Source organism: Burkholderia sp. AU31624 (assembly GCF_020420065.1).
In the GTDB taxonomy this organism is placed as follows: Bacteria; Pseudomonadota; Gammaproteobacteria; order Burkholderiales; family Burkholderiaceae; genus Burkholderia.
Genome location: NZ_JAIZRT010000012.1, coordinates 1 through 25,513, shown reverse-complemented (window position 1 = coordinate 25,513; position 25,513 = coordinate 1). Strand labels below are relative to the sequence as shown.

25 protein-coding genes, 1 tRNA gene and 1 pseudogene are annotated in these 25,513 nt (G+C 60.9%); all 27 read right to left on the bottom strand.

The window, feature by feature from the left end:
- Positions 1 to 9 precede the first annotated feature (9 nt).
- Positions 10 to 378, bottom strand: coding sequence for a 50S ribosomal protein L14 (gene rplN / locus LGM89_RS33325; protein WP_006482918.1), 369 nt, complete (start codon positions 376 to 378; stop codon positions 10 to 12).
- Between the two features lie 309 nt (positions 379 to 687).
- On the bottom strand, positions 688 to 960 hold the full coding sequence (rpsQ, locus tag LGM89_RS33320) for a 30S ribosomal protein S17 (protein ID WP_006477189.1): 273 nt from the start codon (positions 958 to 960) through the stop codon (positions 688 to 690).
- Positions 957 to 1,151 carry a 50S ribosomal protein L29 gene (rpmC, locus tag LGM89_RS33315; RefSeq protein WP_006400652.1) on the bottom strand — a complete coding sequence of 65 codons (195 nt, stop codon included), beginning with the start codon at positions 1,149 to 1,151 and terminating at the stop codon, positions 957 to 959. Before rpmC ends, rpsQ begins: the two co-directional genes overlap by 4 nt.
- Before the next feature lie 9 nt (positions 1,152 to 1,160).
- On the bottom strand, positions 1,161 to 1,577 hold the full coding sequence (rplP, locus tag LGM89_RS33310) for a 50S ribosomal protein L16 (RefSeq protein ID WP_006482873.1): 417 nt from the start codon (positions 1,575 to 1,577) through the stop codon (positions 1,161 to 1,163).
- 2 nt (positions 1,578 to 1,579) lie between these two features.
- The gene (gene rpsC, locus LGM89_RS33305; RefSeq protein ID WP_006482899.1) at positions 1,580 to 2,380 is read right to left on the bottom strand and encodes a 30S ribosomal protein S3; all 801 of its coding nucleotides are present in this window, start codon (positions 2,378 to 2,380) and stop codon (positions 1,580 to 1,582) included.
- 11 nt (positions 2,381 to 2,391) lie between these two features.
- Positions 2,392 to 2,721 (bottom strand): 50S ribosomal protein L22, encoded by a 330-nt coding sequence (rplV, locus tag LGM89_RS33300; RefSeq protein WP_004199272.1) that lies wholly within the window; start codon positions 2,719 to 2,721, stop codon positions 2,392 to 2,394.
- Between the two features lie 12 nt (positions 2,722 to 2,733).
- Positions 2,734 to 3,009, bottom strand: a complete 276-nt coding sequence (gene rpsS, locus LGM89_RS33295; protein ID WP_004199273.1) for a 30S ribosomal protein S19 — start codon at positions 3,007 to 3,009, stop codon at positions 2,734 to 2,736.
- Positions 3,010 to 3,019: 10 nt separating this feature from the next.
- Positions 3,020 to 3,847 (bottom strand): 50S ribosomal protein L2, encoded by an 828-nt coding sequence (rplB, locus tag LGM89_RS33290; RefSeq protein ID WP_006482900.1) that lies wholly within the window; start codon positions 3,845 to 3,847, stop codon positions 3,020 to 3,022.
- Between the two features lie 2 nt (positions 3,848 to 3,849).
- Positions 3,850 to 4,164: a 50S ribosomal protein L23 gene (gene rplW, locus LGM89_RS33285; RefSeq protein ID WP_004199275.1), complete on the bottom strand. Its 315-nt coding sequence runs from the start codon at positions 4,162 to 4,164 to the stop codon at positions 3,850 to 3,852.
- A complete protein-coding gene (gene rplD, locus LGM89_RS33280; protein WP_011350675.1) occupies positions 4,161 to 4,781 on the bottom strand; it encodes a 50S ribosomal protein L4 in 621 nt (206 codons plus the stop codon). The genes rplW and rplD overlap by 4 nt, the downstream gene beginning before the upstream one ends.
- Positions 4,781 to 5,431 carry a 50S ribosomal protein L3 gene (gene rplC, locus LGM89_RS33275; protein ID WP_006482922.1) on the bottom strand — a complete coding sequence of 217 codons (651 nt, stop codon included), beginning with the start codon at positions 5,429 to 5,431 and terminating at the stop codon, positions 4,781 to 4,783. The genes rplD and rplC overlap by 1 nt, the downstream gene beginning before the upstream one ends.
- 177 nt (positions 5,432 to 5,608) lie before the next feature.
- Positions 5,609 to 5,920 carry a 30S ribosomal protein S10 gene (rpsJ, locus tag LGM89_RS33270; RefSeq protein WP_004199280.1) on the bottom strand — a complete coding sequence of 104 codons (312 nt, stop codon included), beginning with the start codon at positions 5,918 to 5,920 and terminating at the stop codon, positions 5,609 to 5,611.
- Between the two features lie 286 nt (positions 5,921 to 6,206).
- The gene (tuf, locus tag LGM89_RS33265) at positions 6,207 to 7,397 is read right to left on the bottom strand and encodes an elongation factor Tu (protein WP_011350666.1); all 1,191 of its coding nucleotides are present in this window, start codon (positions 7,395 to 7,397) and stop codon (positions 6,207 to 6,209) included.
- Between the two features lie 39 nt (positions 7,398 to 7,436).
- A complete protein-coding gene (fusA, locus tag LGM89_RS33260; protein WP_006482929.1) occupies positions 7,437 to 9,539 on the bottom strand; it encodes an elongation factor G in 2,103 nt (700 codons plus the stop codon).
- A gap of 123 nt (positions 9,540 to 9,662) precedes the next feature.
- On the bottom strand, positions 9,663 to 10,133 hold the full coding sequence (gene rpsG / locus LGM89_RS33255; protein WP_006477195.1) for a 30S ribosomal protein S7: 471 nt from the start codon (positions 10,131 to 10,133) through the stop codon (positions 9,663 to 9,665).
- Between the two features lie 172 nt (positions 10,134 to 10,305).
- Positions 10,306 to 10,686, bottom strand: a complete 381-nt coding sequence (rpsL, locus tag LGM89_RS33250; protein ID WP_006400662.1) for a 30S ribosomal protein S12 — start codon at positions 10,684 to 10,686, stop codon at positions 10,306 to 10,308.
- A gap of 227 nt (positions 10,687 to 10,913) precedes the next feature.
- Complete coding sequence (gene recQ / locus LGM89_RS33245; RefSeq protein WP_089460336.1) at positions 10,914 to 12,761, bottom strand: DNA helicase RecQ; 1,848 nt, start codon at positions 12,759 to 12,761, stop codon at positions 10,914 to 10,916.
- Positions 12,762 to 13,001: 240 nt separating this feature from the next.
- Entirely contained in the window at positions 13,002 to 17,246 is a 4,245-nt protein-coding gene (rpoC, locus tag LGM89_RS33240) for a DNA-directed RNA polymerase subunit beta' (RefSeq protein WP_046544763.1), read from the bottom strand.
- A gap of 21 nt (positions 17,247 to 17,267) precedes the next feature.
- Positions 17,268 to 21,374 (bottom strand): DNA-directed RNA polymerase subunit beta, encoded by a 4,107-nt coding sequence (gene rpoB / locus LGM89_RS33235; protein WP_039339224.1) that lies wholly within the window; start codon positions 21,372 to 21,374, stop codon positions 17,268 to 17,270.
- A 377-nt stretch (positions 21,375 to 21,751) separates the two neighbouring features.
- A complete protein-coding gene (gene rplL, locus LGM89_RS33230; RefSeq protein ID WP_021161757.1) occupies positions 21,752 to 22,126 on the bottom strand; it encodes a 50S ribosomal protein L7/L12 in 375 nt (124 codons plus the stop codon).
- Positions 22,127 to 22,189: 63 nt separating this feature from the next.
- Complete coding sequence (rplJ, locus tag LGM89_RS33225) at positions 22,190 to 22,687, bottom strand: 50S ribosomal protein L10 (protein ID WP_021161756.1); 498 nt, start codon at positions 22,685 to 22,687, stop codon at positions 22,190 to 22,192.
- Between the two features lie 308 nt (positions 22,688 to 22,995).
- On the bottom strand, positions 22,996 to 23,694 hold the full coding sequence (rplA, locus tag LGM89_RS33220) for a 50S ribosomal protein L1 (RefSeq protein ID WP_006482906.1): 699 nt from the start codon (positions 23,692 to 23,694) through the stop codon (positions 22,996 to 22,998).
- Positions 23,695 to 24,126: a 50S ribosomal protein L11 gene (rplK, locus tag LGM89_RS33215; RefSeq protein WP_006477201.1), complete on the bottom strand. Its 432-nt coding sequence runs from the start codon at positions 24,124 to 24,126 to the stop codon at positions 23,695 to 23,697.
- Positions 24,127 to 24,268: 142 nt separating this feature from the next.
- Positions 24,269 to 24,826, bottom strand: a complete 558-nt coding sequence (gene nusG, locus LGM89_RS33210) for a transcription termination/antitermination protein NusG (protein ID WP_006400672.1) — start codon at positions 24,824 to 24,826, stop codon at positions 24,269 to 24,271.
- A 1-nt stretch (position 24,827) separates the two neighbouring features.
- Positions 24,828 to 25,208, bottom strand: a complete 381-nt coding sequence (gene secE, locus LGM89_RS33205) for a preprotein translocase subunit SecE (RefSeq protein WP_006482892.1) — start codon at positions 25,206 to 25,208, stop codon at positions 24,828 to 24,830.
- A gap of 43 nt (positions 25,209 to 25,251) precedes the next feature.
- A tRNA-Trp gene (locus LGM89_RS33200) sits at positions 25,252 to 25,327 on the bottom strand.
- Positions 25,328 to 25,386: 59 nt separating this feature from the next.
- Positions 25,387 to 25,513: pseudogene (locus LGM89_RS33195) on the bottom strand (elongation factor Tu); the annotation flags it as partial.

Genomic DNA, 25,513 nt, shown 5'->3' with positions numbered 1-25,513 from the left:
CGCGACTCCTTACAGCACTTCCGGCGCCAGCGAAACGATCTTCATGAATCGTTCGCTACGCAGCTCACGCGTGACCGGCCCGAAAATACGGGTGCCGATCGGCTCGAGCTTGTTATTCAAAAGCACAGCGGCGTTGCCGTCGAACTTGATCAGCGAGCCGTCTTGACGGCGCACGCCCTTGGCGGTGCGGACCACCACGGCGTTGTAAATTTCGCCTTTCTTCACGCGCCCGCGCGGCGTTGCCTCTTTGACGCTCACCTTGATGATGTCGCCAATGCCGGCATAACGACGCTTCGAGCCGCCGAGCACCTTGATGCACAGGACTTCACGTGCACCCGTGTTGTCGGCTACTTCGAGCCGAGATTCGGTCTGGATCATGGTTTGTCTTTCCCAACTTAATCCGGATGCACCACCATGATGCATTCGGTCAGTCTTGGTCCCGTCAGCCAATCGGCTGCTTGGGTTGGAACAGCAGCGACGGCAAACGAAACCCGCCATCGCAATTCGGTGAATCTTTCGGACAGGCAGGCGCCAGTCCGCTTCCCCCACCAACTTCGCCCGCGACGGGGCTCCCATAAAGAGGGAAGACCAGGATTATAACAAATAATCCTGGTCACGCAAGCAAATACTTTGCGATTTCAAGCACTTCGCGGAGAAGTGCCTGTTACTGCCTACTGCGCTGCCCGCTTAGATGACGCGAGCTGCTTCGACGAGGCGCGACACCGTCCAGGCCTTCGTCTTCGAAACAGGACGGGTTTCCTGGATTTCGACGAGATCGCCTTCGTTGTAGGTGTTCGCTTCATCGTGCGCGTGGTACTTCTTCGAACGCACGACATACTTGCCGTAGATCGGGTGCTTGACGCGGTGCTCGATCAGCACGGTGACGGTCTTGTCCATCTTGTTGCTGACGACCCGACCGACCAGCGTCCGCTTCAGCGAGGTTTTCACGCTATCGTTCATTTCTGGTTCGCCTTCTGAGTCATGACGGTCCGCACACGTGCGATGTCGCGACGAACCTTCTTCAGCTGGCTCGTGTTCGTGAGCTGCTGGGTCGCGAGTTGCATGCGCAGGCCGAATTGCGCCTTCAGCAGGTCCGCCAGCTCCTTGTTGAGCGCGGCCTGGTCTTTCTGGAGAAGTTCGGAAGCCTTCATATTTTCTCCTTAGGCGCCGAGCTGGCGCACGATGAACGCCGTCTTCAGCGGCAGCTTGGCTGCAGCCAGACGGAACGCTTCGCGTGCCAGTTCTTCGGTTACGCCGTCCATTTCATAGAGCATCTTGCCCGGCTGAATCTCGGCGACGTAGTACTCCGGGTTACCCTTACCGTTACCCATACGCACTTCGGCCGGCTTCTGCGAAATCGGCTTGTCCGGGAAGATCCGGATCCAGATGCGGCCGCCACGCTTGATGTGACGCGTCATTGCACGACGCGCCGCTTCAATCTGGCGTGCGGTCAGACGACCGCGACCGATAGCCTTCAGGCCGAATTCACCGAACGACACTGCGTTGCCGCGCGTCGCCTTGCCGGTGTTACGACCCTTCTGCTCTTTACGATACTTTCTGCGTTTCGGTTGCAGCATCGTTATTCTCCAGTCTTGCCGTCTTCGGGCTTGCCGGCGCCGCGGCGCGGTGCGCCACGACGAGCACCCGGAGCGCCGCCTTCGCCGTCACGGCGCGGACGACGGTCGCCCGGACGCGCATTGCGACGCGGACGCTTGTCTTCGGCTACTTCTTCCACCACCGGTGCGTCGTTGCGGCCGAGCGTATCGCCCTTGTAAACCCACACCTTGACGCCGATGATCCCGTAGGTCGTCTTCGCTTCCGAGGTCGCGTAGTCGATATCAGCACGCAGCGTGTGAAGGGGCACGCGACCTTCGCGATACCACTCCGTACGAGCGATTTCGATACCGTTCAGACGGCCCGCGCTCATGATCTTGATGCCTTGGGCACCCAGACGCATCGCGTTCTGCATCGCACGCTTCATCGCGCGACGGAACATGATCCGGCGCTCGAGCTGTTGCGTGATCGAGTCAGCGATCAGCTGAGCATCGGTTTCCGGCTTGCGGATTTCTTCGATGTTGACGTGAACCGGAACGCCCATGCGGCGTTGCAGTTCCGTCTTCAGCTGCTCGATATCCTCGCCCTTCTTGCCGATGACCACACCCGGACGCGAGCTGTAAATCGTGATGCGCGCGTTCTTCGCCGGACGCTCGATGACGACCCGACCGACCGAAGCGTTCTTCAGCTTCTTCTTCAGGTATTCACGAACACCGATGTCTTCCTGCAGCATCGCCGCGAAATTGTTGTTGTTCGCGTACCAACGCGAAGCCCAATTGCGGCTGACAGCCAGGCGGAAGCCAGTCGGATGAATTTTCTGTCCCATCGTATGGCTCCTTAATTCCCGACCGTCACAGTGATGTGACAGGATTGCTTCTCGATGCGGTTACCGCGGCCCTTGGCGCGCGCGGTGAAACGCTTGAGCGATGCAGCCTTGTCGACGTAGATGCTCTTGATCTTGAGCTCGTCGATATCAGCGCCTTCGTTGTGCTCCGCATTCGCGATTGCCGACAGCACAACCTTCTTCACGATGCCAGCCGCCTTCTTCGGCGAGAACGTCAGAACGTTCAGCGCCTTGTCGACCGGCAAACCGCGGATCTGGTCAGCCACAAGGCGCGTTTTCTGCGCCGAGATGCGGGCACCGCGATGAATTGCTTTCACTTCCATCTTGATTGCCCCTTATTTCTTGGCCTTCTTGTCGGCTGCGTGACCCTTGAACGTACGGGTCAGTGCGAACTCGCCAAGCTTGTGGCCGACCATGTTTTCCGAGATGTACACCGGAACGTGTTGACGGCCGTTGTGAACAGCGATCGTCAGGCCGATGAAATCCGGCAGAATCGTCGAACGACGCGACCAGGTCTTGATCGGCTTTTTGTCGCGCGAAGCTGCAGCCGCCTCAACTTTCTTCAGCAAATGGGCGTCGCAGAACGGACCTTTTTTAACAGAACGTGCCATTGCCTACTCCTTAACGCTTGTGACGGCGCTGGACGATCATCGTCGTCGTGCGCTTGTTGCTACGGGTGCGATAACCCTTAGCCGGCGTACCCCACGGGCTAACCGGATCGCGACCTGCAGCCGTCTTGCCCTCACCACCACCGTGCGGGTGATCAACCGGGTTCATCGCAACGCCACGCACCGTCGGGCGGATACCGCGCCAGCGGTTCGCGCCAGCCTTGCCGATCTGGCGCAGGCTATGCTCTTCGTTGCCGACTTCACCGATCGTTGCACGGCACTCGATGTGCACGCGGCGGATTTCGCCCGAACGCAGACGAACCTGCGCGTAGACGCCTTCACGGGCGAGCAGCATGGCCGACGTACCGGCCGAACGCGCCATTTGCGCGCCCTTGCCCGGCAGCATCTCGATGCAGTGAATCGTCGTACCGACCGGAATGTTGCGGATCGGCAGCGTGTTGCCTGCACGGATCGGCGCTTCCGAACCCGACATCAGCTGTTGGCCGACGGTCAGGCCCTTCGGGGCGATGATGTAGCGACGTTCGCCGTCTGCGTAGAGCACCAGCGCGATGTTCGCGCTACGGTTCGGGTCGTACTCGAGACGCTCGACCTTTGCCGGAATGCCATCCTTCGTGCGACGGAAATCGACGATACGGTAGTGCTGCTTGTGACCACCACCCTTGTGACGCGTGGTGATACGACCGTTGTTGTTACGGCCGGCGGTCGAGCTCTGCGAGTCGAGCAGTGCCGCGAACGGCTTGCCCTGGTGCAGGTTCTTGTTGACCACCTTGACCATCGCGCGGCGACCCGGCGATGTCGGCTTAACTTTAACGATTGCCATGATTACTTGGCCTCCGCTTCAAAGTTGATTTCCTGGCCGGGCTTCAGGCAAACGTACGCCTTCTTCACGTCCTTGCGACGGCCCATCGAACGGCCGAAGCGCTTTTGCTTGCCCTTCTGAACCAGCACGTTGACCGAATCAACCTCAACCTTGAACAGCAGCTCGACAGCCGCCTTCACTTCCTGCTTCGTGGCATCCGGTGCGACTTCGAACACGACTTGCTCGTTCTTGTCGGCAACCAGCGTCGCCTTTTCCGAGATCACCGGCGCGAGCAGGACCTGCATCAAACGATGATCGTTCTTGCGAATCTCGCTCATGACAGCAACTCCTCGATCTGGGCGACCGCAGCCTTCGTGACCAGCACTTTCTTGAAGTAGATCAGCGACAGCGGGTCAGCGTAGCGCGGCTCGACAATCGCCACGTGCGGCAGGTTGCGCGAAGCCAGGTACAGGTTCTCGTCGACCGTATCCGTAATGATCAGCACGGAGTCGAGACCCATGGTCTTGAATTTTTCGGCCAGCAGCTTGGTCTTCGGCGCTTCGAGGATGATGTCCTCGACGACCGACAGACGGCCTTCACGGGCCAGCTGCGAGAAGATCGAGCAGAGACCTGCGCGATGCATCTTCTTGTTGACCTTGTGCGAGAAGTTTTCTTCCGGCGAATTCGGGAAGATACGACCACCGCCACGCCACAACGGGCTCGACGACATACCGGCACGAGCGCGGCCCGTACCCTTCTGGCGCCACGGCTTCTTCGTCGTGTGCTTGACTTGCTCACGGTCCTTCTGTGCGCGGTTACCCTGGCGAGCATTCGCCTGGTAAGCGACGACGACCTGGTGGATCAGCGCTTCGTTGTAGTCACGACCGAACACGACGTCCGATGCGTTGACCACTGCACCTTCCTGACCATTTTCGTTCAGGAGCTTGAGTTCCATTATTTCGCCCCCTTGGTCTTGACGGCCGGCGTCACGAAGACCTTGCCGCCCTTCGCGCCCGGAATCGCACCCTTCACGAGCAGCAGCTTGCGCTCTGCGTCGATACGGGCGATTTCGAGGTTCTGCACCGTCACCGTCACGTCACCCATGTGACCCGTCATGCGTTTACCCGGGAAAACACGACCCGGATCCTGCGCCATACCGATCGAGCCCGGCACGTTGTGCGAGCGCGAGTTACCGTGCGTGGCACGGCCGGAGGAGAAGTTGTAACGCTTGATCGTACCGGCGTAGCCCTTACCGATCGACACGCCTTGCACGTCGACCTTCTGGCCCACTTCGAAAAGATCGGCACCGACCACGGCGCCATTCGACAGCTCAGCCGCCTTGGCCGCGTCAATGCGGAATTCCTTGAGGATTTCACCGGCTTCGACACCGGCTTTGGCGAGATGACCTGCCAGCGGCTTCGTCACGCGCGAGGCACGACGGGAGCCGAATGCAACCTGCACGGCCGTGTAGCCGTCGGTTTCAACAGTCTTGATCTGCGTCACGCGGTTGTCCGACACGTCCAGCACGGTGACGGGAATCGAATCCCCTTCCGCCGTGAAGATACGGGTCATGCCAACCTTGCGACCTACGAGTCCAAGGCTCATCATTTTCTCCATTCCCGACTGCGATTGGTCGGGGCTGATTTACAAAATGCCGGGCACGCAAGGCCCAACTTTTTTACGCGAATACGCGAAAAGCCAAGCATTATAGCCCGCCTTCGCGTTTTCCGCAAGCAATCAAAGACTTAGCGCCGCCCGGCAAGCCGATCGGCGCTGGAAGCCTTACTGCAGCTTGATTTCCACGTCGACGCCAGCCGGCAGGTCGAGCTTCATCAGCGCGTCAACCGTCTTGTCGGTCGGATCGACGATGTCCATCAGGCGCTGGTGGGTACGGATTTCGAGCTGATCGCGCGACGTCTTGTTGACGTGCGGCGAACGCAGGATGTCAAAACGCTGAATGCGCGTCGGCAGCGGCACCGGGCCACGGACGATTGCGCCAGTCCGCTTCGCGGTATCGACGATCTCGGCAGCCGATTGATCGATCAGACGATAGTCGAATGCCTTCAGGCGAATGCGGATTTTCTGTTGCTGCATGACGATTCCTTGGAAAGAGCGAGGCGATGTTGCATCGCCGGACACTAAAAGAACGTGAAACTTGACGCCTGCGGGGAGCGAGGCATCAGGTTCCGGACGGTACTTCCACTGCTAAGCCCGCGATTCTACACGAAATTCTGGAGCGATGGTGCGAGTTTCTCGCGCCGCGCGTTCGCTTGACGGAAAAACAAAACCGGGTGCCAGCGCAAGCTGGACACCCGGTTTCGACGGCACGGACTGCATACCGCGGAAGCGCGGATCCCGTGGGATCCGCGGATCGTCGATATTACTCGATGATCTTGGCGACGACGCCGGCGCCGACCGTACGGCCGCCTTCGCGGATTGCGAAGCGCAGACCTTCTTCCATCGCGATCGGAGCGATCAGCTTCACCGTGATCGACACGTTGTCGCCCGGCATCACCATTTCCTTGTCCTTCGGCAGCTCGATCGAGCCCGTCACGTCCGTCGTACGGAAGTAGAACTGCGGACGGTAGTTGTTGAAGAACGGCGTGTGACGGCCGCCTTCGTCCTTGCTCAGCACGTACACTTCAGCCGTGAAGTGCGTGTGCGGCGTGATCGAACCCGGCTTCGCCAGAACCTGGCCACGCTCCACGTCTTCACGCTTCGTGCCGCGCAGCAGGATACCAACGTTGTCGCCTGCCTGACCTTGGTCCAGCAGCTTGCGGAACATTTCAACGCCCGTGCAGGTCGTCTTCACCGTCGGCTTGATACCGACGATTTCGATTTCTTCGCCGACCTTCACGATGCCGCGCTCAACGCGACCCGTCACGACCGTGCCACGACCCGAGATCGAGAACACGTCTTCCACCGGCATCAGGAACGCGCCGTCAACTGCACGCTCCGGCGTCGGGATGTACGTGTCCAGCGCGTCGGCCAGGCTCATGATCGCCACTTCGCCCAGCTCGCCCGTGTCGCCTTCCAGCGCCAGCTTGGCCGAACCCTTCACGATCGGCGTGTCGTCGCCCGGGAAGTCGTACTTCGACAGGAGTTCGCGAACTTCCATCTCGACCAGCTCGAGCAGTTCAGCGTCGTCCACCATGTCGCACTTGTTCAGGAACACGATGATGTACGGAACGCCAACCTGACGTGCCAGCAGGATGTGCTCACGCGTCTGCGGCATCGGGCCGTCTGCTGCCGAGCAAACCAGGATCGCGCCGTCCATCTGCGCTGCGCCCGTGATCATGTTCTTCACATAGTCAGCGTGGCCCGGGCAGTCGACGTGTGCGTAGTGGCGGTTAGCCGTTTCGTACTCGACGTGTGCCGTGTTGATCGTGATGCCGCGCGCCTTTTCTTCCGGTGCCGCGTCGATCTGGTCGTATGCCTTCGCTTCGCCGCCGAACTTCTTCGTCAGAACCGTCGTGATCGCTGCCGTCAGCGTCGTCTTGCCGTGGTCAACGTGACCAATCGTACCAACGTTCACGTGCGGCTTGGTCCGCTCGAATTTACCTTTTGCCATGATTCTCTTCTTTCAAAAATTATCGATTGAGATAACGAATTACTTCGACTTCGCGCTGATGATCGCTTCAGCAACGTTGCGCGGAGCTTCAGCGTAGTGCTTGAACTCCATCGTGTACGTTGCACGACCTTGCGTCAGCGAACGCAGCGACGTCGAGTAACCGAACATTTCCGACAGCGGTACTTCGGCGCGCACGATCTTGCCGCCGCCAACCATGTCTTCCATGCCCTGGACGATACCGCGACGGCCCGACAGGTCGCCCATCACGTTGCCCATGTAGTCTTCCGGCGTCTCGACTTCGACAGCCATCATCGGCTCGAGGACGACCGGGTTCGCCTTGCGCATCGCTTCCTTGAACGCCATCGAACCGGCCATGCGGAACGCGTTTTCGTTCGAGTCAACGTCGTGGTACGAACCGAACGTCAGGTGAACCTTCACGTCGACGACCGGGAAGCCAGCCAGCACGCCCGACTTCAGCGTGTCCTGGATACCCTTGTCGACCGCCGGGATGTATTCACGCGGAATCACACCACCCTTGATCTCGTCGAAGAACTCGTAGCCCTTGCCTTGTTCGTTCGGCTCGAGCGTGATGACTGCGTGACCGTACTGGCCGCGACCACCCGACTGCTTGACGAACTTGCCGTCGACGTCCTTCGCCGTCGAACGGATCGTTTCGCGGTAGGCAACCTGCGGCTTGCCGACGGTTGCTTCCACGCCGAATTCACGCTTCATCCGGTCGACCAGAATTTCGAGGTGGAGTTCGCCCATGCCCGAAATGATGGTCTGGCCCGACTCTTCGTCGGTCTGCACGCGGAACGACGGGTCTTCCTGAGCCAGACGGTTCAGTGCGAGGCCCATCTTTTCCTGGTCAGCCTTGGTCTTCGGCTCGACAGCCTGCGAAATCACCGGCTCCGGGAACACCATGCGTTCGAGAACGATCGGGTTCGCCGGGTCGCACAGCGTGTCGCCCGTGGTCGCTTCCTTCAGGCCGACCGCTGCGGCGATGTCGCCTGCGCGGACTTCCTTGATTTCTTCACGCTGGTTCGCGTGCATCTGCAGAATACGGCCGAGGCGTTCCTTCTTGCCCTTGGTCGAGTTCAGCAGCGTGTCGCCCGAGTTGACGACGCCCGAGTACACACGGAAGAAGATCAGCTGGCCGACGAACGGGTCGGTCATGATCTTGAACGCGAGCGACGAGAACTTCTCTTCGTCCGACGCCTTGCGCTCTGCTTCTTCACCGTTTTCGAGCTCGCCCTTGACCGGCGGGATGTCGACCGGCGACGGCAGGAAGTCGATCACGGCGTCGAGCATACGCTGCACGCCCTTGTTCTTGAACGCGGTACCGCACAGCATCGGCTGGATTTCGCACGCGATCGTACGATCACGCAGCGCCTTGACGATGTCGGCTTCCGGCAGGTCGCCTTCTTCCAGGTACTTGTTCATCAGGTCTTCGCTGGCTTCAGCAGCCACTTCGACCATCTTTTCGCGCCATTCCTTGCAGGTCTCTGCGAGCTCGGCCGGGATGTCGACGTAGTCGAACTTCGTGCCTTGCGACGCTTCGTCCCAAATGATCGCCTTCATCTTGATCAGGTCGACGACGCCCTTGAAGTTCTCTTCCGCGCCGATCGGCACCACGACCGGAACCGGGTTCGCCTTCAGGCGCAGACGGAGCTGGTCGTAGACCTTGAAGAAGTTCGCGCCGGTACGGTCCATCTTGTTGACGAACGCGAGACGCGGCACCTTGTACTTGTTAGCCTGGCGCCACACCGTTTCCGACTGCGGCTGCACGCCGCCCACTGCGCAGTACACCATGCACGCGCCGTCGAGCACGCGCATCGAGCGCTCAACTTCAATCGTGAAGTCGACGTGGCCCGGGGTGTCGATGATGTTGATGCGGTGTTCCGGATAGTTGCCGCCCATGCCCTTCCAGAAGGCGGTGGTAGCAGCGGACGTGATCGTGATGCCACGCTCCTGTTCCTGCTCCATCCAGTCCATCGTGGCTGCGCCGTCGTGGACTTCACCGATCTTGTGGTTCACACCGGTGTAAAACAGAATGCGCTCGGTCGTCGTCGTTTTGCCGGCGTCGATGTGAGCGCTAATACCGATATTGCGGTAGCGCTCGATAGGAGTCTTGCGAGCCACTTTGATCCTCTACTGGGATGACACGATGCAGCCCTGCTGCATCATGCTTCAACACAAACGGGCGAGGCGCCTGAAAAGCGCACCCGCCCGGAATTTATTTCCGCTAAAAGCCCAGCCAGGCGCTTAGAAACGGAAATGCGAGAACGCGCGGTTGGCTTCTGCCATGCGGTGAACTTCGTCGCGCTTCTTCATCGCGCCGCCACGGCCTTCGGCCGCTTCGGAGAGTTCACCTGCCAGGCGCAGGGCCATCGACTTCTCGCTACGCTTCTTCGCAGCCTCACGCAGCCAGCGCATCGCCAATGCCATACGACGCGACGGGCGCACTTCGACCGGAACTTGATAGTTGGCACCACCAACGCGACGGCTCTTCACTTCGACCACCGGCTTGACGTTGTTGAGCGCAACCGTGAACACTTCCAGCGGGTCCTTGCCACCCTTGGTCTGGATTTGTTCGAATGCGCCATAAACGATGCGCTCTGCGACCGACTTCTTGCCGGACAGCATCAGCATGTTCATGAACTTGGCTACATCAACGTTACCGAACTTCGGATCCGGCAACACTTCCCGCTTGGGGACTTCGCGACGACGCGGCATGATTCTTCCTTTACTTGTTCAGTTGGAGCTGGTTCCAGCTCCGCGGCCACCAACAAACCCGATCACATCTTCACGACTAACCAGCTTGGCCGGGTGACCACTTACTCGACAGCACCGGCAATCCGGCACTCCCGCCTTGACCGCCCTGTGGCGATCCCTGATCAAAAACTGCTTACTTGGCAGCCTTTGCACGCTTCGCGCCGTACTTCGAGCGCGCTTGCTTACGGTCCTTGACGCCCTGGGTATCCAGCGAGCCGCGAACCATGTGGTAACGCACACCCGGCAAGTCCTTCACACGGCCGCCGCGGATCAGCACAACCGAGTGTTCCTGCAGGTTGTGGCCTTCACCGCCGATGTACGAAATCACTTCGAAGCCGTTCGTCAGACGAACCTTGGCGACCTTACGGAGTGCCGAGTTCGGCTTCTTCGGCGTCGTCGTGTACACACGGGTGCACACGCCGCGACGCTGGGGGCAGTCCTGCAGGGCCGGGCTCTTGCTCTTCGTCGTTTCCGACTGACGGCCTTTGCGAACCAGTTGGTTGATGGTTGGCATTGTTTATTCCTGAAATTGAACAAAATCTGCGCATCGATTTCGGGCAAAGCGAGAATCGGCGCACAGTTGACTTCCGAACCGGCGAAACGGGTGCGAACCTTGGAACGCGACTCGGCCCACCGAATACCGGAACCCAGCATGATATTCCGGAAATACCAACTAAGTCAACGGCTTGCGTGATTCGCCAGCCGAACGCGTGGTTTACCGGAGGGGTCTGAACACCTGCGTCAGGCTGACTCGACGACGTCGATGATCTCGTCGCCGAAGCGTTCGAGCTTGCGCACGCCCATGCCGGGGATATGGCGCAGGTCGTCGATCGTCTCCGGCGCGTTGCGTGCGATCTCGGCGAGCGTTGCGTCGTGGAAGATCACGTAGGCCGGCACGCCGTCCGTTTTCGCCGTTTCCGCACGCCACGCGCGCAGCGCATCCCACCGTGCGCGCTCACGCGTGCCCATGCCGGCCGTCGGATCGACGCGCGTACCGCTGCGGCTCGACGACTGGCGCGTGCGCTGCGGCTTCACGTAGCGGCGCAGCGTGACCTTCTCCTCGTTCTTCAGCACGGGCTTCGCGGCTTCGGTCAGCACGAGCGCGCCGAAGCCGCCATGATCGACGGCCAGGTAGCCGTACGCGACGAGCTGCCGGAAAATCGCCCGCCATTCGGGCTCCGACAGCGACGCGCCGATTCCGAACGTCGTGAGCTGGTCGTGGCCGCGCTGCAACACCTTCTCGGTGCGCCCGCCGCGCAGGATCTCGATCAGGTGGCTCGAGCCGAAATTGAAGCCGCTTGCACGCTGCGCGCGGAACACACACGACAGCGCCATCTGCGCCTCACGCGTGGCGTCCCACGACGCCGGCGGCTCGAGGCACGTATCGCAGTTGCCGCACGGCTTGCTCTCCTCGCCGAAGTAGTTCAGCAGCCGCACGCGGCGGCACGAGATCGTCTCGCACAGCCCGAGCAGCGCGTCGAGCTTCGACGTCTGGACGCGCTTGTGCGCATCGTCCGCATCGGACTCGTCGATCATCTTGCGCTGCTGGACGACGTCGCCGAGGCCGTACGCCATCCATGCGTTCGCGGGCATCCCGTCGCGGCCGGCGCGGCCCGTTTCCTGGTAGTAGCCTTCGACGCTTTTCGGCAGATCCAGGTGCGCAACGAAGCGCACGTCCGGCTTGTCAATGCCCATGCCGAACGCGATCGTCGCGCACATCACGATGCCTTCCTCGCGCTGGAACATTTCCTGATGCTTCTGCCGCACCTCGAACTCCATCCCCGCGTGATACGGCAGCGCACGCACGCCCTGCGCCTTCAGCCATTCGGCCGTTTCCTCGACCTTGCGGCGCGACAGGCAATAGACGACGCCTGCATCGGTCGTACCGTCGGCATTCGTGTGCTCGGCACGAATGAAATCGAGCAGTTGCGAACGCGCGTTGTCCTTTTCGACGATCCGGTAGCGGATGTTCGGGCGATCGAAGCTCGACACGAACACGCGTGCATCGTCGAGCGCGAGACGGTGGATGATCTCGTCGCGCGTGATCGCATCGGCCGTGGCCGTCAGCGCGATGCGCGGCACCGCCGGGAACCGCTCGTGCAGCACCGACAGTTGAATGTATTCCGGGCGGAAATCGTGCCCCCATTGCGACACGCAGTGCGCTTCGTCGATCGCGAACAGGCCGATCTTCGCGCGCTCGAGCAGGTCGAGGAAGCGCCCCGTCATCAGCCGTTCCGGCGCGACGTACAGCAGGTCGATTTCGCCCTCGCGCAGCGCGCGCTCGGTCGCCGCGGCCTCGGCGCCCGACAGCGTCGAATTCAGGTACGCGGCGCGCACCCCCACTTCGCTCAGTGCGGCGACCTGGTCCTGCATCAGCGCGATCAACGGCGATACGACGATGCCGGCGCCCTGCCCGGCCTCGCGGCGCAGCAACGCCGGAATCTGGTAGCACAACGACTTGCCGCCGCCGGTCGGCATCAGCACGAGGCAATCGCCGCCACCGGCGACGTGTTCGACGATCTCGCCCTGCTGGCCGCGAAATGCGGGATAACCAAATACTTCGTCGAGGATTTCGAGGGCGCGGGACATGAATGAGGGCAGGGACGGCTAAGCGATGACCGCAATTTTAACAACCCGCTCGCGCGACGCGTGGCGAATCGTGCGGATTTGGCCGATTGGCCAGGATTCGTTCGCGCGCATGACGGGCCTGCGGCAGCCGCGCGGCAGGCCCGTCATGCGCATGAACGACAGATGAAAAAAAACCGCCCGGCATAACCGGGCGGTCTCGGTGACAGCAAGGTAACGCAAGGCGGCTCGCGCCGCCCGCACTTACTCGGCTGCCGGGTGTTGCTGCGGCTCTTCTGCCGGCGCGCTCGGCGTGCCGAAGTCGAATGCCTCTTCCGCTGCGATCTGGTCGAAACGCTCGCGATCCGACGATTCCTTCGCCTTGCGCGCCTTGTGGAACGCGAGACCCGTACCGGCCGGAATCAGACGGCCGACGATCACGTTTTCCTTCAGGCCACGCAGATCGTCGCGCTTGCCCATGATCGCCGCTTCGGTCAGCACGCGGGTCGTTTCCTGGAACGATGCCGCGGAGATGAACGAGTCGGTCGACAGCGATGCCTTCGTGATACCGAGCAGCACGTTGTCGTACGAAGCCGGACGCTTGTCCTCGGCGATCATGCGATCGTTCTCGTCCAGCATGTCGGAACGCTCGACCTGTTCGCCCGGGATGAAGCGCGTATCACCGTTGTCGGTGATCTGCACACGACGCAGCATCTGGCGAACGATCACCTCGATGTGCTTGTCGTTGATCTTCACGCCCTGCAGACGATACACGTCCTGCACTTCGTCGACGATGTAGCGCGACAGCGCCTCGATACCCTGCAGACGCAGGATGTCGTGCGGATCGGCCGGACCGTCCACGATCATTTCGCCCTTGTTGACCACCTGGGCATCGTGAACCAGAACCTGCTTTTCCTTCGCGATCAGGAACTCGTGCTGATTGCCTTCGAGGTCCGTGATGACGAGACGCTGCTTGCCCTTCGTGTCCTTACCGAACGACGTCGTACCGGTGACTTCCGCGAGAATGCCGGCATCCTTCGGCGAACGCGCTTCGAACAGTTCCGCCACCCGCGGCAGACCGCCGGTAATGTCACGCGTCTTCTGCGCTTCCGTCGGGATACGTGCGAGCACTTCACCGACCTGCACCTGCTGACCATCCTTCACGGTGATCAGTGCGCCGACCTGGAAGCCGATCTGCACCGCGTGCTCCGTGCCCGGAATCTTCACTTCGTCGCCGTTCGCGTCGAGCAGCTTGACCTGCGGACGCACGCTCTTCGAAGCTTGCGAGCCACGACGCTTCACGTCGATCACGACCAGCGTCGACAGGCCGGTCACGTCGTCGATCTGCTTCGCGACGGTCACGCCTTCCTCGACGTTCTCGAACTTCACCGTACCACCGTACTCGGTGATGATCGGACGCGTCAGCGGATCCCACGTGGCGAGCTGCGTGCCTGCCTTGATCGTCGCACCGTCGAGCTGCAGCAGCGTCGCGCCGTACGGCACTTTGTGACGCTCGCGCTCGCGACCGAAATCGTCGGTGATCATCGCTTCGCCCGAACGGGAAATGACGATCTGCTCGCCCTTCGCGTTCGTGACGTAGCGCATCGTCGCCGTGAAGCGCACGATACCGTTGCTCTTCGCTTCGACCGACGAAGCCACTGCCGCACGCGATGCCGCACCACCGATGTGGAACGTACGCATCGTCAGCTGCGTGCCCGGCTCACCGATCGACTGTGCCGCGATCACGCCGACTGCTTCGCCGACGTTCACGAGCGAGCCGCGGCCGAGGTCACGGCCGTAGCAGGCCGCGCACAGGCCGTAGCGCGTTTCGCAGGTCAGCGGCGTGCGCACGCGCACTTCGTCGATGCCGAGGCGTTCGATTTCCTCGACCGCCGTTTCGTCGAGCAGCGTGCCCGATTCGTACACCGTTTCCTGCGTTTCCGGGTTCACGACGTCCGCCACCGCAACGCGGCCGAGGATACGGTCACGCAGCGCTTCGACGACTTCACCGCCTTCGACGAGCGCCTTCATCGCCACGCCGTTCGACGTGCCGCAATCGTCTTCCACCACGACCAGATCCTGCGTGACGTCGACGAGACGACGCGTCAGGTAACCCGAGTTCGCGGTCTTCAGTGCCGTATCAGCCAGACCCTTACGTGCACCGTGGGTCGAGATGAAGTACTGCAACACGTTCAGACCTTCGCGGAAGTTCGCGGTAATCGGCGTCTCGATAATCGAGCCGTCCGGCTTCGCCATCAGGCCTCGCATACCGGCCAGCTGACGAATCTGAACCGCCGAACCCCGGGCGCCCGAGTCGGCCATCATGTAGATCGAGTTGAACGATTCCTGGCGCGTTTCCTTGCCGTCGCGGTCCGTCACCGGCTCCGTCGACAGCTGCTCCATCATCGCCTTGCCGACCGCTTCCGACGTTGCCGACCAGATGTCGACCACGTTGTTGTAGCGTTCCTGCGCGGTGACGAGACCCGACATGTACTGGCGGTCGTACTCCTTCACCTTCTTCGCGGCGTCGCCGACGATCGTTTCCTTCTGCGGCGGCACGAGCATGTCGTCCACGCAAATCGAAATACCGGCACGCGTCGCGAGACGGAAACCCGACTGCATCAGCTGGTCGGCAAACACCACCGTCGCGCGCAGACCGCACTTGCGGAACGCCGTGTTGATCAGGCGCGAGATTTCCTTCTTCTTCAGCGGCTTGTTCAGCACCGAGAACGGCAGGCCGTGCGGCAGGATCTCCGACAGGATCGCGCGGCCGACGGTCGTCGCGTACAGCGAGATCTTCGGTACGAACGGCGGTGCGCCTTCCGACGTGTCTTCGTTGTGGACCATTTCGGTGATCCGCACGTTGACACGCGATGCCAGCTCGACTTCCTTGTTCTCGTACGCGCGGATCACTTCCGACACGCCCGTGAACGACAGGCCCTCGCCCTTGGCGTTAACCGCTTCGCGGGTCGCGTAGTACAGACCCAGCACGATATCCTGCGACGGCACGATCGACGGATCGCCGTTGGCCGGGAACAGCACGTTGTTCGACGCCAGCATCAGCGTACGCGCTTCCATCTGCGCTTCGAGCGACAGCGGCACGTGAACGGCCATCTGGTCACCGTCGAAGTCGGCGTTGAACGCCGCGCAGACGAGCGGGTGCAGCTGAATTGCCTTGCCTTCGATCAGCACCGGCTCGAACGCCTGGATACCGAGACGGTGCAGCGTCGGCGCACGGTTCAGCATCACCGGGTGCTCGCGGATCACCTCTTCGAGGATGTCCCACACCACCGGCGTCTGGTTCTCGACTTCCTTCTTCGCAGCCTTGATGGTCGTCGCGACACCCATCACTTCCAGCTTGTTGAAGATGAACGGCTTGAACAGCTCGAGCGCCATCAGCTTCGGCAGGCCGCACTGGTGCAGCTTCAGCGTCGGGCCGACCACGATGACCGAACGGCCCGAGTAGTCGACGCGCTTGCCCAGCAGGTTCTGACGGAAACGACCGCCCTTACCCTTGATCATGTCGGCGAGCGACTTCAGCGGACGCTTGTTCGCGCCCGTCATCGCCTTGCCGCGACGACCGTTGTCGAGCAGCGAGTCGACGGCTTCCTGCAGCATCCGCTTTTCGTTGCGGACGATGATTTCAGGTGCCTTCAGCTCGAGCAGGCGCTTCAACCGGTTGTTACGGTTGATCACGCGGCGATACAGGTCGTTCAGGTCCGACGTCGCGAAACGGCCGCCGTCCAGCGGCACGAGCGGACGCAGTTCCGGCGGCAGCACCGGCAGCACTTCGAGGATCATCCACTCGGGCTTGATGCCCGAGCGCTGGAATGCCTCGAGGACCTTCAGGCGCTTCGCGTACTTCTTGATCTTCGCTTCCGAGCCGGTGTTCTTCAGCTCGGTGCGCAGCGTCTCGACCTGCTCGTCGATGTTGATCGCGCGCAGCAGTTCACGCACGCCTTCCGCGCCCATTTCGGCACGGAATTCGTCGCCGTATTCCTCGACCTTGTTGTAGTAATCCTCTTCGGTCATGATCTGCCGCGCCTTCAGCGGCGTCATGCCCGGTTCGATCACCACATAGGCTTCGAAGTACAGCACGCGTTCGATGTCGCGCAGCGTCATGTCGAGCACCATGCCCAGACGCGACGGCAGCGACTTCAGGAACCAGATGTGAGCGACCGGCGAGGCCAGCTCGATGTGGCCCATCCGTTCGCGACGCACCTTCGCCAGCGTCACTTCGACGCCGCACTTCTCGCAGATCACGCCGCGGTGCTTCAGACGCTTGTACTTGCCGCACAGGCACTCGTAGTCCTTGATCGGCCCGAAGATCTTCGCGCAGAAGAGACCATCGCGTTCCGGCTTGAACGTACGGTAGTTGATGGTCTCCGGCTTCTTCACTTCGCCGAACGACCACGAACGGATCTTGTCCGGCGAGGCCAGACCGATCTTGATCGCGTCGAAAACTTCTTCCTGTTGGACTTGCTTGAATAGATCGAGCAGAGCTTTCATTGCTTTCTCTCCGTAGTCCGATTAATTGCGGTCGAGATCGATATCGATACCGAGCGAGCGGATTTCCTTCACGAGCACGTTGAAGGATTCCGGCATGCCTGCATCGATCACGTGATCGCCCTTGACGAGGTTTTCGTACACCTTCGTCCGGCCGGTCACGTCGTCCGACTTCACCGTCAGCATTTCCTGCAGCACGTAGGACGCGCCGTACGCTTCGAGTGCCCACACTTCCATTTCACCGAAACGCTGGCCACCGAACTGCGCCTTACCACCCAGCGGCTGCTGCGTGACGAGCGAGTACGGGCCGGTCGAACGCGCGTGCATCTTGTCGTCGACCAAGTGGTGCAGCTTCAGGTAGTGCATGTAGCCGAGCGTCACGCGACGTTCGAACATTTCACCCGTGCGGCCGTCGTACAGACGGACCTGGTTCTTCGACGGGTTCATGCCGAGCTGTTCAGCGATGTCGTCCGGGAACGCGAGGTCGAGCATCTTGCCCATTTCTTCCTCGGTCGCACCGTCGAACACCGGCGTTGCGAACGGCACGCCTTCGCGCAGGTTCTTCGCGAGTTCGAGGATCTCTTCGTCGGTGAAGCTTTCCAGGTCTTCCTGGCGGCCCGAGTCGTTGTAGATCTTCGTCAGGAACACGCGCAGTTCCTCGATCTTCGCCTGACGCTGCAGCATTTCGCCGATACGCCAGCCGAGGCCCTTCGCGGCCCAGCCGAGGTGCACTTCCAGAACCTGACCCACGTTCATCCGCGACGGAACGCCCAGCGGGTTCAGCACGACGTCTGCCGGACGGCCATCGGCCATGTACGGCATGTCTTCGATCGGGACGATCTTCGACACGACACCCTTGTTACCGTGACGGCCTGCCATCTTGTCGCCAGGCTGCAGGCGACGCTTGACCGCGAGGTACACCTTGACCATCTTCAGCACGCCCGGCGGCAGTTCGTCGCCTTGCGTGAGCTTCTTGCGCTTCTCTTCGAACGCGAGGTCGAACTGGTGACGCTTTTCTTCGATCGAGTTCTTGATCGCTTCGAGCTGCGCCGCTGCTTCGTCGTCCGCGAGGCGGATGTCGAACCAGTGGTAGTGGTCGAGGTCTTCCAGGTAAGCCTGGTCGATCTTCGTGCCCTTCGCGAGCTTCTTCGGACCGCCGTTCGCGACCTTGCCCACGAGCATGCGTGCGAGACGCTGGAACGCGTCGCCTTCCACGATGCGCAGCTGGTCGTTCAGGTCGAGACGGTAACGCTTCAGTTCGTCGTCGATGATCTGTTGCGCACGCTTGTCGCGCTGGATGCCTTCACGCGTGAACACCTGGACGTCGATCACGGTGCCGCTCATGCCCGACGGCACGCGCAGCGACGTGTCCTTCACGTCCGAGGCCTTCTCGCCGAAGATCGCGCGCAGCAGCTTTTCTTCCGGCGTCAGCTGGGTCTCGCCCTTCGGCGTGACCTTGCCGACCAGCACGTCGCCTGCTTCGACTTCAGCACCGATGTACACGATGCCCGATTCGTCGAGACGGCCGAGCTGGACTTCCGCCAGATTCGAGATGTCGCGCGTGATTTCTTCCGGCCCGAGCTTCGTGTCGCGTGCAACGACGTTCAGCTCTTCGATGTGGATCGACGTGTAGCGATCGTCGGCCACGACCTTCTCCGAGATCAGGATCGAATCCTCGAAGTTGTAGCCGTTCCACGGCATGAACGCGATCAGCATGTTCTGGCCGAGCGCGAGCTCACCCAGGTCCGTCGAGGCGCCGTCGGCCAGCACGTCGCCGCGCGAGACCTTGTCGCCCATCTTCACGATCGGACGCTGGTTGATGTTCGTGTTCTGGTTCGAACGCGTGTACTTGATCAGGTTGTAGATGTCGACACCGACTTCACCTGCGACTGCTTCGTCGTCGTTCACGCGAATCACGATACGGCCTGCGTCGACATAGTCGACGACGCCGCCGCGGAACGCCTGGACCGTCGTACCCGAGTCAACCGCACAGGTGCGCTCGATGCCCGTACCGACGACCGGCTTTTCCGGACGCAGACACGGCACGGCCTGACGCTGCATGTTCGAACCCATCAGCGCACGGTTCGCGTCATCGTGCTCGAGGAACGGAATCAGCGAAGCTGCGACCGACACGATCTGCGACGGCGCGACGTCCATGTACTGGATGCGGTCCGGCGTGACCATCATCGTTTCGCCGGCTTCACGCGACGACACGAGTTCGTCGATCAGCTGGCCGTTCTCGTCGATCGCGGCGTTTGCCTGAGCGATCATGTAGCGGCCTTCTTCGATCGCCGACAGGTAGTCGATCTGGTCGGTCACCTTGCTGTCCACGACCTTGCGGTACGGCGTCTCGAGGAAGCCATACTCGTTCAGGTGCGCATACAGTGCGAGCGAGTTGATCAGGCCGATGTTCGGACCTTCCGGCGTTTCGATCGGGCACACGCGGCCATAGTGGGTCGGGTGCACGTCGCGGACTTCAAAGCCTGCGCGTTCGCGCGTCAGACCGCCCGGGCCCAGTGCGGAAACACGACGCTTGTGCGTGATTTCCGACAGCGGGTTGGTCTGGTCCATGAACTGCGACAGCTGCGACGAACCGAAGAACTCGCGGATCGCCGACGAAATCGGCTTCGAGTTGATCAGGTCGTGCGGCATCAGGTTTTCGCTTTCGGCCTGGCCGAGGCGTTCCTTGACCGCGCGCTCGACACGCACGAGACCTGCGCGGAACTGGTTTTCCGCCAGTTCGCCGACGCAACGCACACGACGGTTGCCGAGGTGGTCGATGTCGTCCACTTCGCCCTTGCCGTTGCGCAGCTCGACGAGGATCTTGATCGTCGCGAGGATGTCGTCGTCCTGCAGCGTCATCGGGCCGGTGATCTCGTCACGGCTGACGCGGCGGTTGAACTTCATACGGCCGACCTTCGACAGGTCGTACGCTTCTTCGCTGTAGAACAGACGGTTGAACAGTGCCTCGACCGCTTCTTCGGTCGGCGGCTCGCCCGGACGCATCATGCGGTAGATCGCGATGCGCGCGGCCGTCTTGTCGGTCGTTTCGTCGACACGCAGCGTCGACGAGATGTACGGGCCCTGGTCCAGGTCGTTCGTGTAGAGCGTCTGGATGTCCTTGATGCCCGCTTCGCGCAGCTTCTCGAGCACGCTTTCCGTGACTTCGTCGTTCGCGCTCGCGATCACTTCGCCGGTGTCGCCGTCGACGACGTTCTTCGCCAGCACGCGGCCGAGCAGATAGTCTTCCGGCACCGAGATGAACTTGGTCTTCGCGGCTTCGAGGTCGCGAATGTGCTTCGCGTTGATCCGCTTGTCCTTCTGGACGATGACCTTGCCATCACGGTCCGTGATGTCGAAGCGCGCGACTTCACCACGCAGGCGCTCGGGCACGAACTCGAGTTGCGCGCCTTCGTCCATCAGCGTGAAGTTGTCGAACACGAAGAAGTTCGCGAGGATCTGTTCCGGCGTGAGGCCAATGGCCTTCAGCAGGATCGTGACCGGCATCTTGCGGCGACGGTCGACGCGGAAGTACAGGATGTCCTTCGGATCGAATTCGAAGTCGAGCCACGAGCCGCGGTACGGAATGATCCGTGCCGAGAACAGCAGCTTGCCCGAGCTGTGCGTCTTGCCCTTGTCGTGTTCGAAGAACACGCCCGGCGAACGGTGCAGCTGCGAGACGATGACACGCTCGGTGCCGTTGATGACGAACGAGCCCGTCGGCGTCATGAGCGGAATTTCGCCCATGTACACTTCCTGCTCTTTCACTTCCTTGACGACCGGCTTGTTCGGCGATTCCTTGTCGAGGATGACAAGGCGGACCTTCGCGCGCAGCGCGGAGCAGTACGTCAGGCCGCGCTGCTGGCATTCCTTGATGTTGAATGCCGGCGCGGACAACGCATAGCTCACGAACTCGAGACGTGCGAAACCGTTGTGCGAAACAATGGGAAATACCGATGTGAACGCGGCCTGCAAACCTTCAGGCTTGCGTTGCGTGGCCGGCACATCGGCTTGCAGAAACGTGCTGAATGATTCAAGCTGGGTAGCCAGCAAGAAAGGAACTTGGTGAACGATGGGGCGCTTCGCGAAACTCTTGCGAATGCGCTTCTTCTCGGTGAAGGAATATTGCATACGATCTCCGAATCACGGCGGGTGCTATCGAGGCGGAATACCTGGACGTTTCAAACCCGAGTGTTCACCGACTGAGACCCGATGGCCGTCCGACGGCTTGAACGAGCCGAGAAGCTTGGTGGTTGGCCGCTACCAACCGCTGGCTGACGGCAGCGGATGCCTGTGTTGCCCGCTACCCGACCAAACTTGCCTTCTGCAGTCGCTTCAGAAGACAAAGAGAACCGCCATTCGTGACCCATGACAACGATCAGGCGGTTTTCTTTGGCTTCTGGGGCCGATTATTCGGGCTCCCGAATGAGTGCCAGAATAACGTCCCCACAAAGCACAAAAAGGCCGGCGGTGAAAATACCGCCAGCCTTCGCACAGCGCGCCGAAACTTACTTGACTTCGACCTTCGCGCCTGCTTCTTCCAGCTTCTTCTTGGCTTCTTCAGCAGCAGCCTTGTCGACGCCTTCCTTGACAGCCTTCGGTGCGCCGTCAACGACGTCCTTCGCTTCCTTCAGGCCCAGGCCCGTCAGTTCGCGAACTGCCTTGATGACTGCAACCTTGTTGCTGCCTGCTTCAGCCAGAACGACCGTGAATTCGGTCTTTTCTTCTGCTGCAGCAGCTGCGCCGCCGCCTGCCGGGCCAGCGACTGCCACTGCAGCTGCCGACACGCCAAACTTCTCTTCGAATGCCTTGACCAGTTCGTTCAGTTCCAGAACGGTCATCCCTTCGACTGCTGCCAGGATGTCTTCTTTTGCGATTGCCATTTGAAATACTCCTAAATTGAATTCGGATACAGCCAGCGATCAATGACGCTGATGCACGCTCGATTACGCAGCTTCCGCTTGCTTCTTCTCGGCCAGCGCGGCCAGAGCGCGCGCGAAGCCCGAAACAGGCGATTGCATAACGAACAGCAGCTTCGAGAGCAGTTCTTCGCGGCTCGGGATGCTTGCCAGCGCTTGCACGCCAGCCTTGTCCATCACCTTGCCATCGAACGAACCAGCCTTGATGACCAACTTGTCATTGCTCTTGCTGAAGTCGTTGACGACCTTAGCAGCAGCAATTGCATCTTCCGAGATGCCGTAGATCAACGGGCCAGTCATCTGCTCTGCCAGCGGAGCAAACGGGGTACCTTCAACAGCGCGACGCGCCAGCGTGTTCTTCAACACGCGCAGGTACACCTGTTGCTCACGCGCTTTCGCGCGCAGCTTGGTCAGATCGCCAACCGCAATTCCACGATACTCAGCCAGCACAACGGTCTGGGCCTTCGCGACTTGCGCGGAAACCTCAGCGACGACGGCTTGCTTGTCTTCTCTATTAAGCGGCACGGTTAGCCTCCAGAAACGATACGTTCGGCGCGGCCGGCATGGCCGAAACCTCACGTACCTCGTTCAACAACGGCGTCCGACCTCGTTAGGAGTATTTCCACCTCACGCCGGGAATCGCTTCACGGCCTGCGGCTTCACCACTGCAAAACTTTTTCGGGTTCGCCATCTGCGTTGGCTTGAATTAAGGGATCACCTGACTGCTGCGCCCCACCAACGGTCTTTGATAACCGGTTGCCCGCCCTACTGCACGAACAACCGCCCAAAGCCCATGTAGGCCGCTTCGCGAACGAAGCGGCCCGAATACTTGCTTACTGTGCTGCCAGCGTAGCCTGGTCGACACGCACGCCGACGCCCATCGTGCTCGACAGTGCGATCTTGCGCAGGTAGACGCCCTTGCTCGTTGCCGGCTTTGCCTTCTGCAGCGCTTCGATCAGCGCCGACAGGTTCGAACGCAGTGCGGTCGGTTCGAACGATGCACGGCCGATGGTCGCGTGGATGATACCGGCCTTGTCGACACGGAATTGCACCTGACCAGCCTTCGCGTTCTTGACGGCGGTTGCGACGTCCGGCGTGACCGTGCCGACCTTCGGGTTCGGCATCAGGCCGCGCGGGCCCAGGATCTGACCGAGCGTACCGACGATACGCATCGTGTCCGGCGAAGCGATCACGATGTCGAAGTCCATCTGGCCAGCCTTGATCTGCTCTGCCAGGTCTTCCATACCGACGATTTCCGCACCTGCTGCACGTGCTTGTTCAGCCTTCTCGCCTTGCGCGAACACAGCAACGCGAACCGACTTGCCCGTACCTGCCGGCAGAACGACCGAACCACGAACGACTTGATCCGACTTCTTTGCATCGATGCCGAGCTGGACCGCGACGTCGATCGACTCGTCGAACTTCGCGCTCGCGCATTCCTTCACGAGGCTCAGTGCGTCTTCGATCGCGTACAGCTTCTGACGATCAACCTTGGCGGCAAATGCCTGACGGCGCTTGGAGATCTTAGCCATTTACACGCCCTCCACAGTGATGCCCATCGAGCGTGCGCTACCAGCGATGGTGCGAACGGCTGCGTCCAGATCAGCTGCCGTAAGGTCCGGCATCTTGGTCTTCGCGATTTCTTCAGCTTGAGCGCGCGTGATCGAACCGACCTTGTCGGTGTGCGGCTTGCTCGAGCCCTTGTCCACCTTCGCCGCCTTCTTGATCAGGACGGTCGCCGGCGGCGTCTTCATCACGAACGTGAAGCTCTTGTCAGCGAATGCCGTGATGACCACCGGCACCGGCAGACCCGGCTCCATGCCTTGAGTCTGCGCGTTGAACGCCTTGCAGAACTCCATGATGTTCAGGCCGCGCTGGCCCAGTGCCGGACCGACCGGCGGCGACGGGTTGGCTTTACCTGCAGGGATCTGCAGCTTGATAAAGCCGATAATCTTCTTTGCCATTTGTGAACCTCATTGGAACGCCAGAGAAGGCGTTCGGTGAGTAATAACGCGCTTTCGCCACGGGCTACTGACGCTCCTCAACGGCCATGACGCGGACCGTAAGCGCGAAGGTGGGCAGCCGAGGCTGCCCACCGAATCGGGATCAAACTTTTTCGACCTGACCGAACTCGAGTTCGACCGGGGTGGATCGGCCAAAAATGGTGACCGATACACGCACGCGCGATTTTTCGTAGTTGACTTCTTCGACGGTGCCGTTGAAGTCCGTGAACGGGCCTTCCTTGACACGCACCATCTCGCCGACTTCGAACAGGGTCTTCGGGCGCGGCTTCTCAACGCCTTCCTGCATCTGCGACATGATCTTCTCGACTTCCTTCGGGGAAATCGGGGTCGGGCGGTTGCGCGCACCGCCGACGAAACCGGTGACCTTCGCGGTGTTCTTCACGAGGTGCCACGTTTCGTCCGTCATCTCCATCTCAACCAGCACGTAGCCGGGGAAGAAACGACGCTCAGTCACTGCCTTGTGGCCGCCTTTGACTTCGACCACTTCTTCGGTCGGGACCAGAATCTGACCGAATTTGTCCTGCATGCCAGCACGTTCGATGCGCTCCTGAAGCGCGCGCTGCACGCTCTTCTCCATGCCGGAGTAGGCGTGCACGACGTACCAACGCTTTCCGCTCGGGGATGCCGGAGTATCGCTCATATCATTTCCAACCCAGAATCGCCGAGAAAATCACCCATTCGATCGATTTGTCACTCAACCAGAGGAAAATCGCCATCACGAGCACGAAACCGAACACGACGAGTGTGGTTTGCGTTGCTTCCTTGCGGGTGGGCCAAACGACCTTCCGGACTTCCTTGTACGAATCCTTGGCAAAGGCGATGAGACTCTTGCCAGGTGCGGACATCAGCCCGACGGCAACGCCGGCGATGATACCGACCGCCAACGCAGCACCGCGGACATACCATTGCTGATTGGCCAGCCAGAAGAAGCCCACGAATCCGGCCAAGACCAACAATACGCCCAGGGCCAGCATCAGCTTATCGCCGGAGGTATTTACAGTTTCGACGGATGGATTCGCCATAACACCTTAAAACAAATGCCACGTAGGACACGTGGCTATTTTTTGGCAGGGGCAGAGGGAATCGAACCCCCAACCTTCGGTTTTGGAGACCGACGCTCTGCCAGTTGAGCTATACCCCTAAACCATGCTGGGGCTGGCTGTTGCCAGCCCCAAAACTGTCGATCAACGAATAACTGGCTTACTCGATGATCTTGGCGACGACGCCGGCGCCGACCGTACGGCCGCCTTCGCGGATTGCGAAGCGCAGACCTTCTTCCATCGCGATCGGAGCGATCAGCTTCACCGTGATCGACACGTTGTCGCCC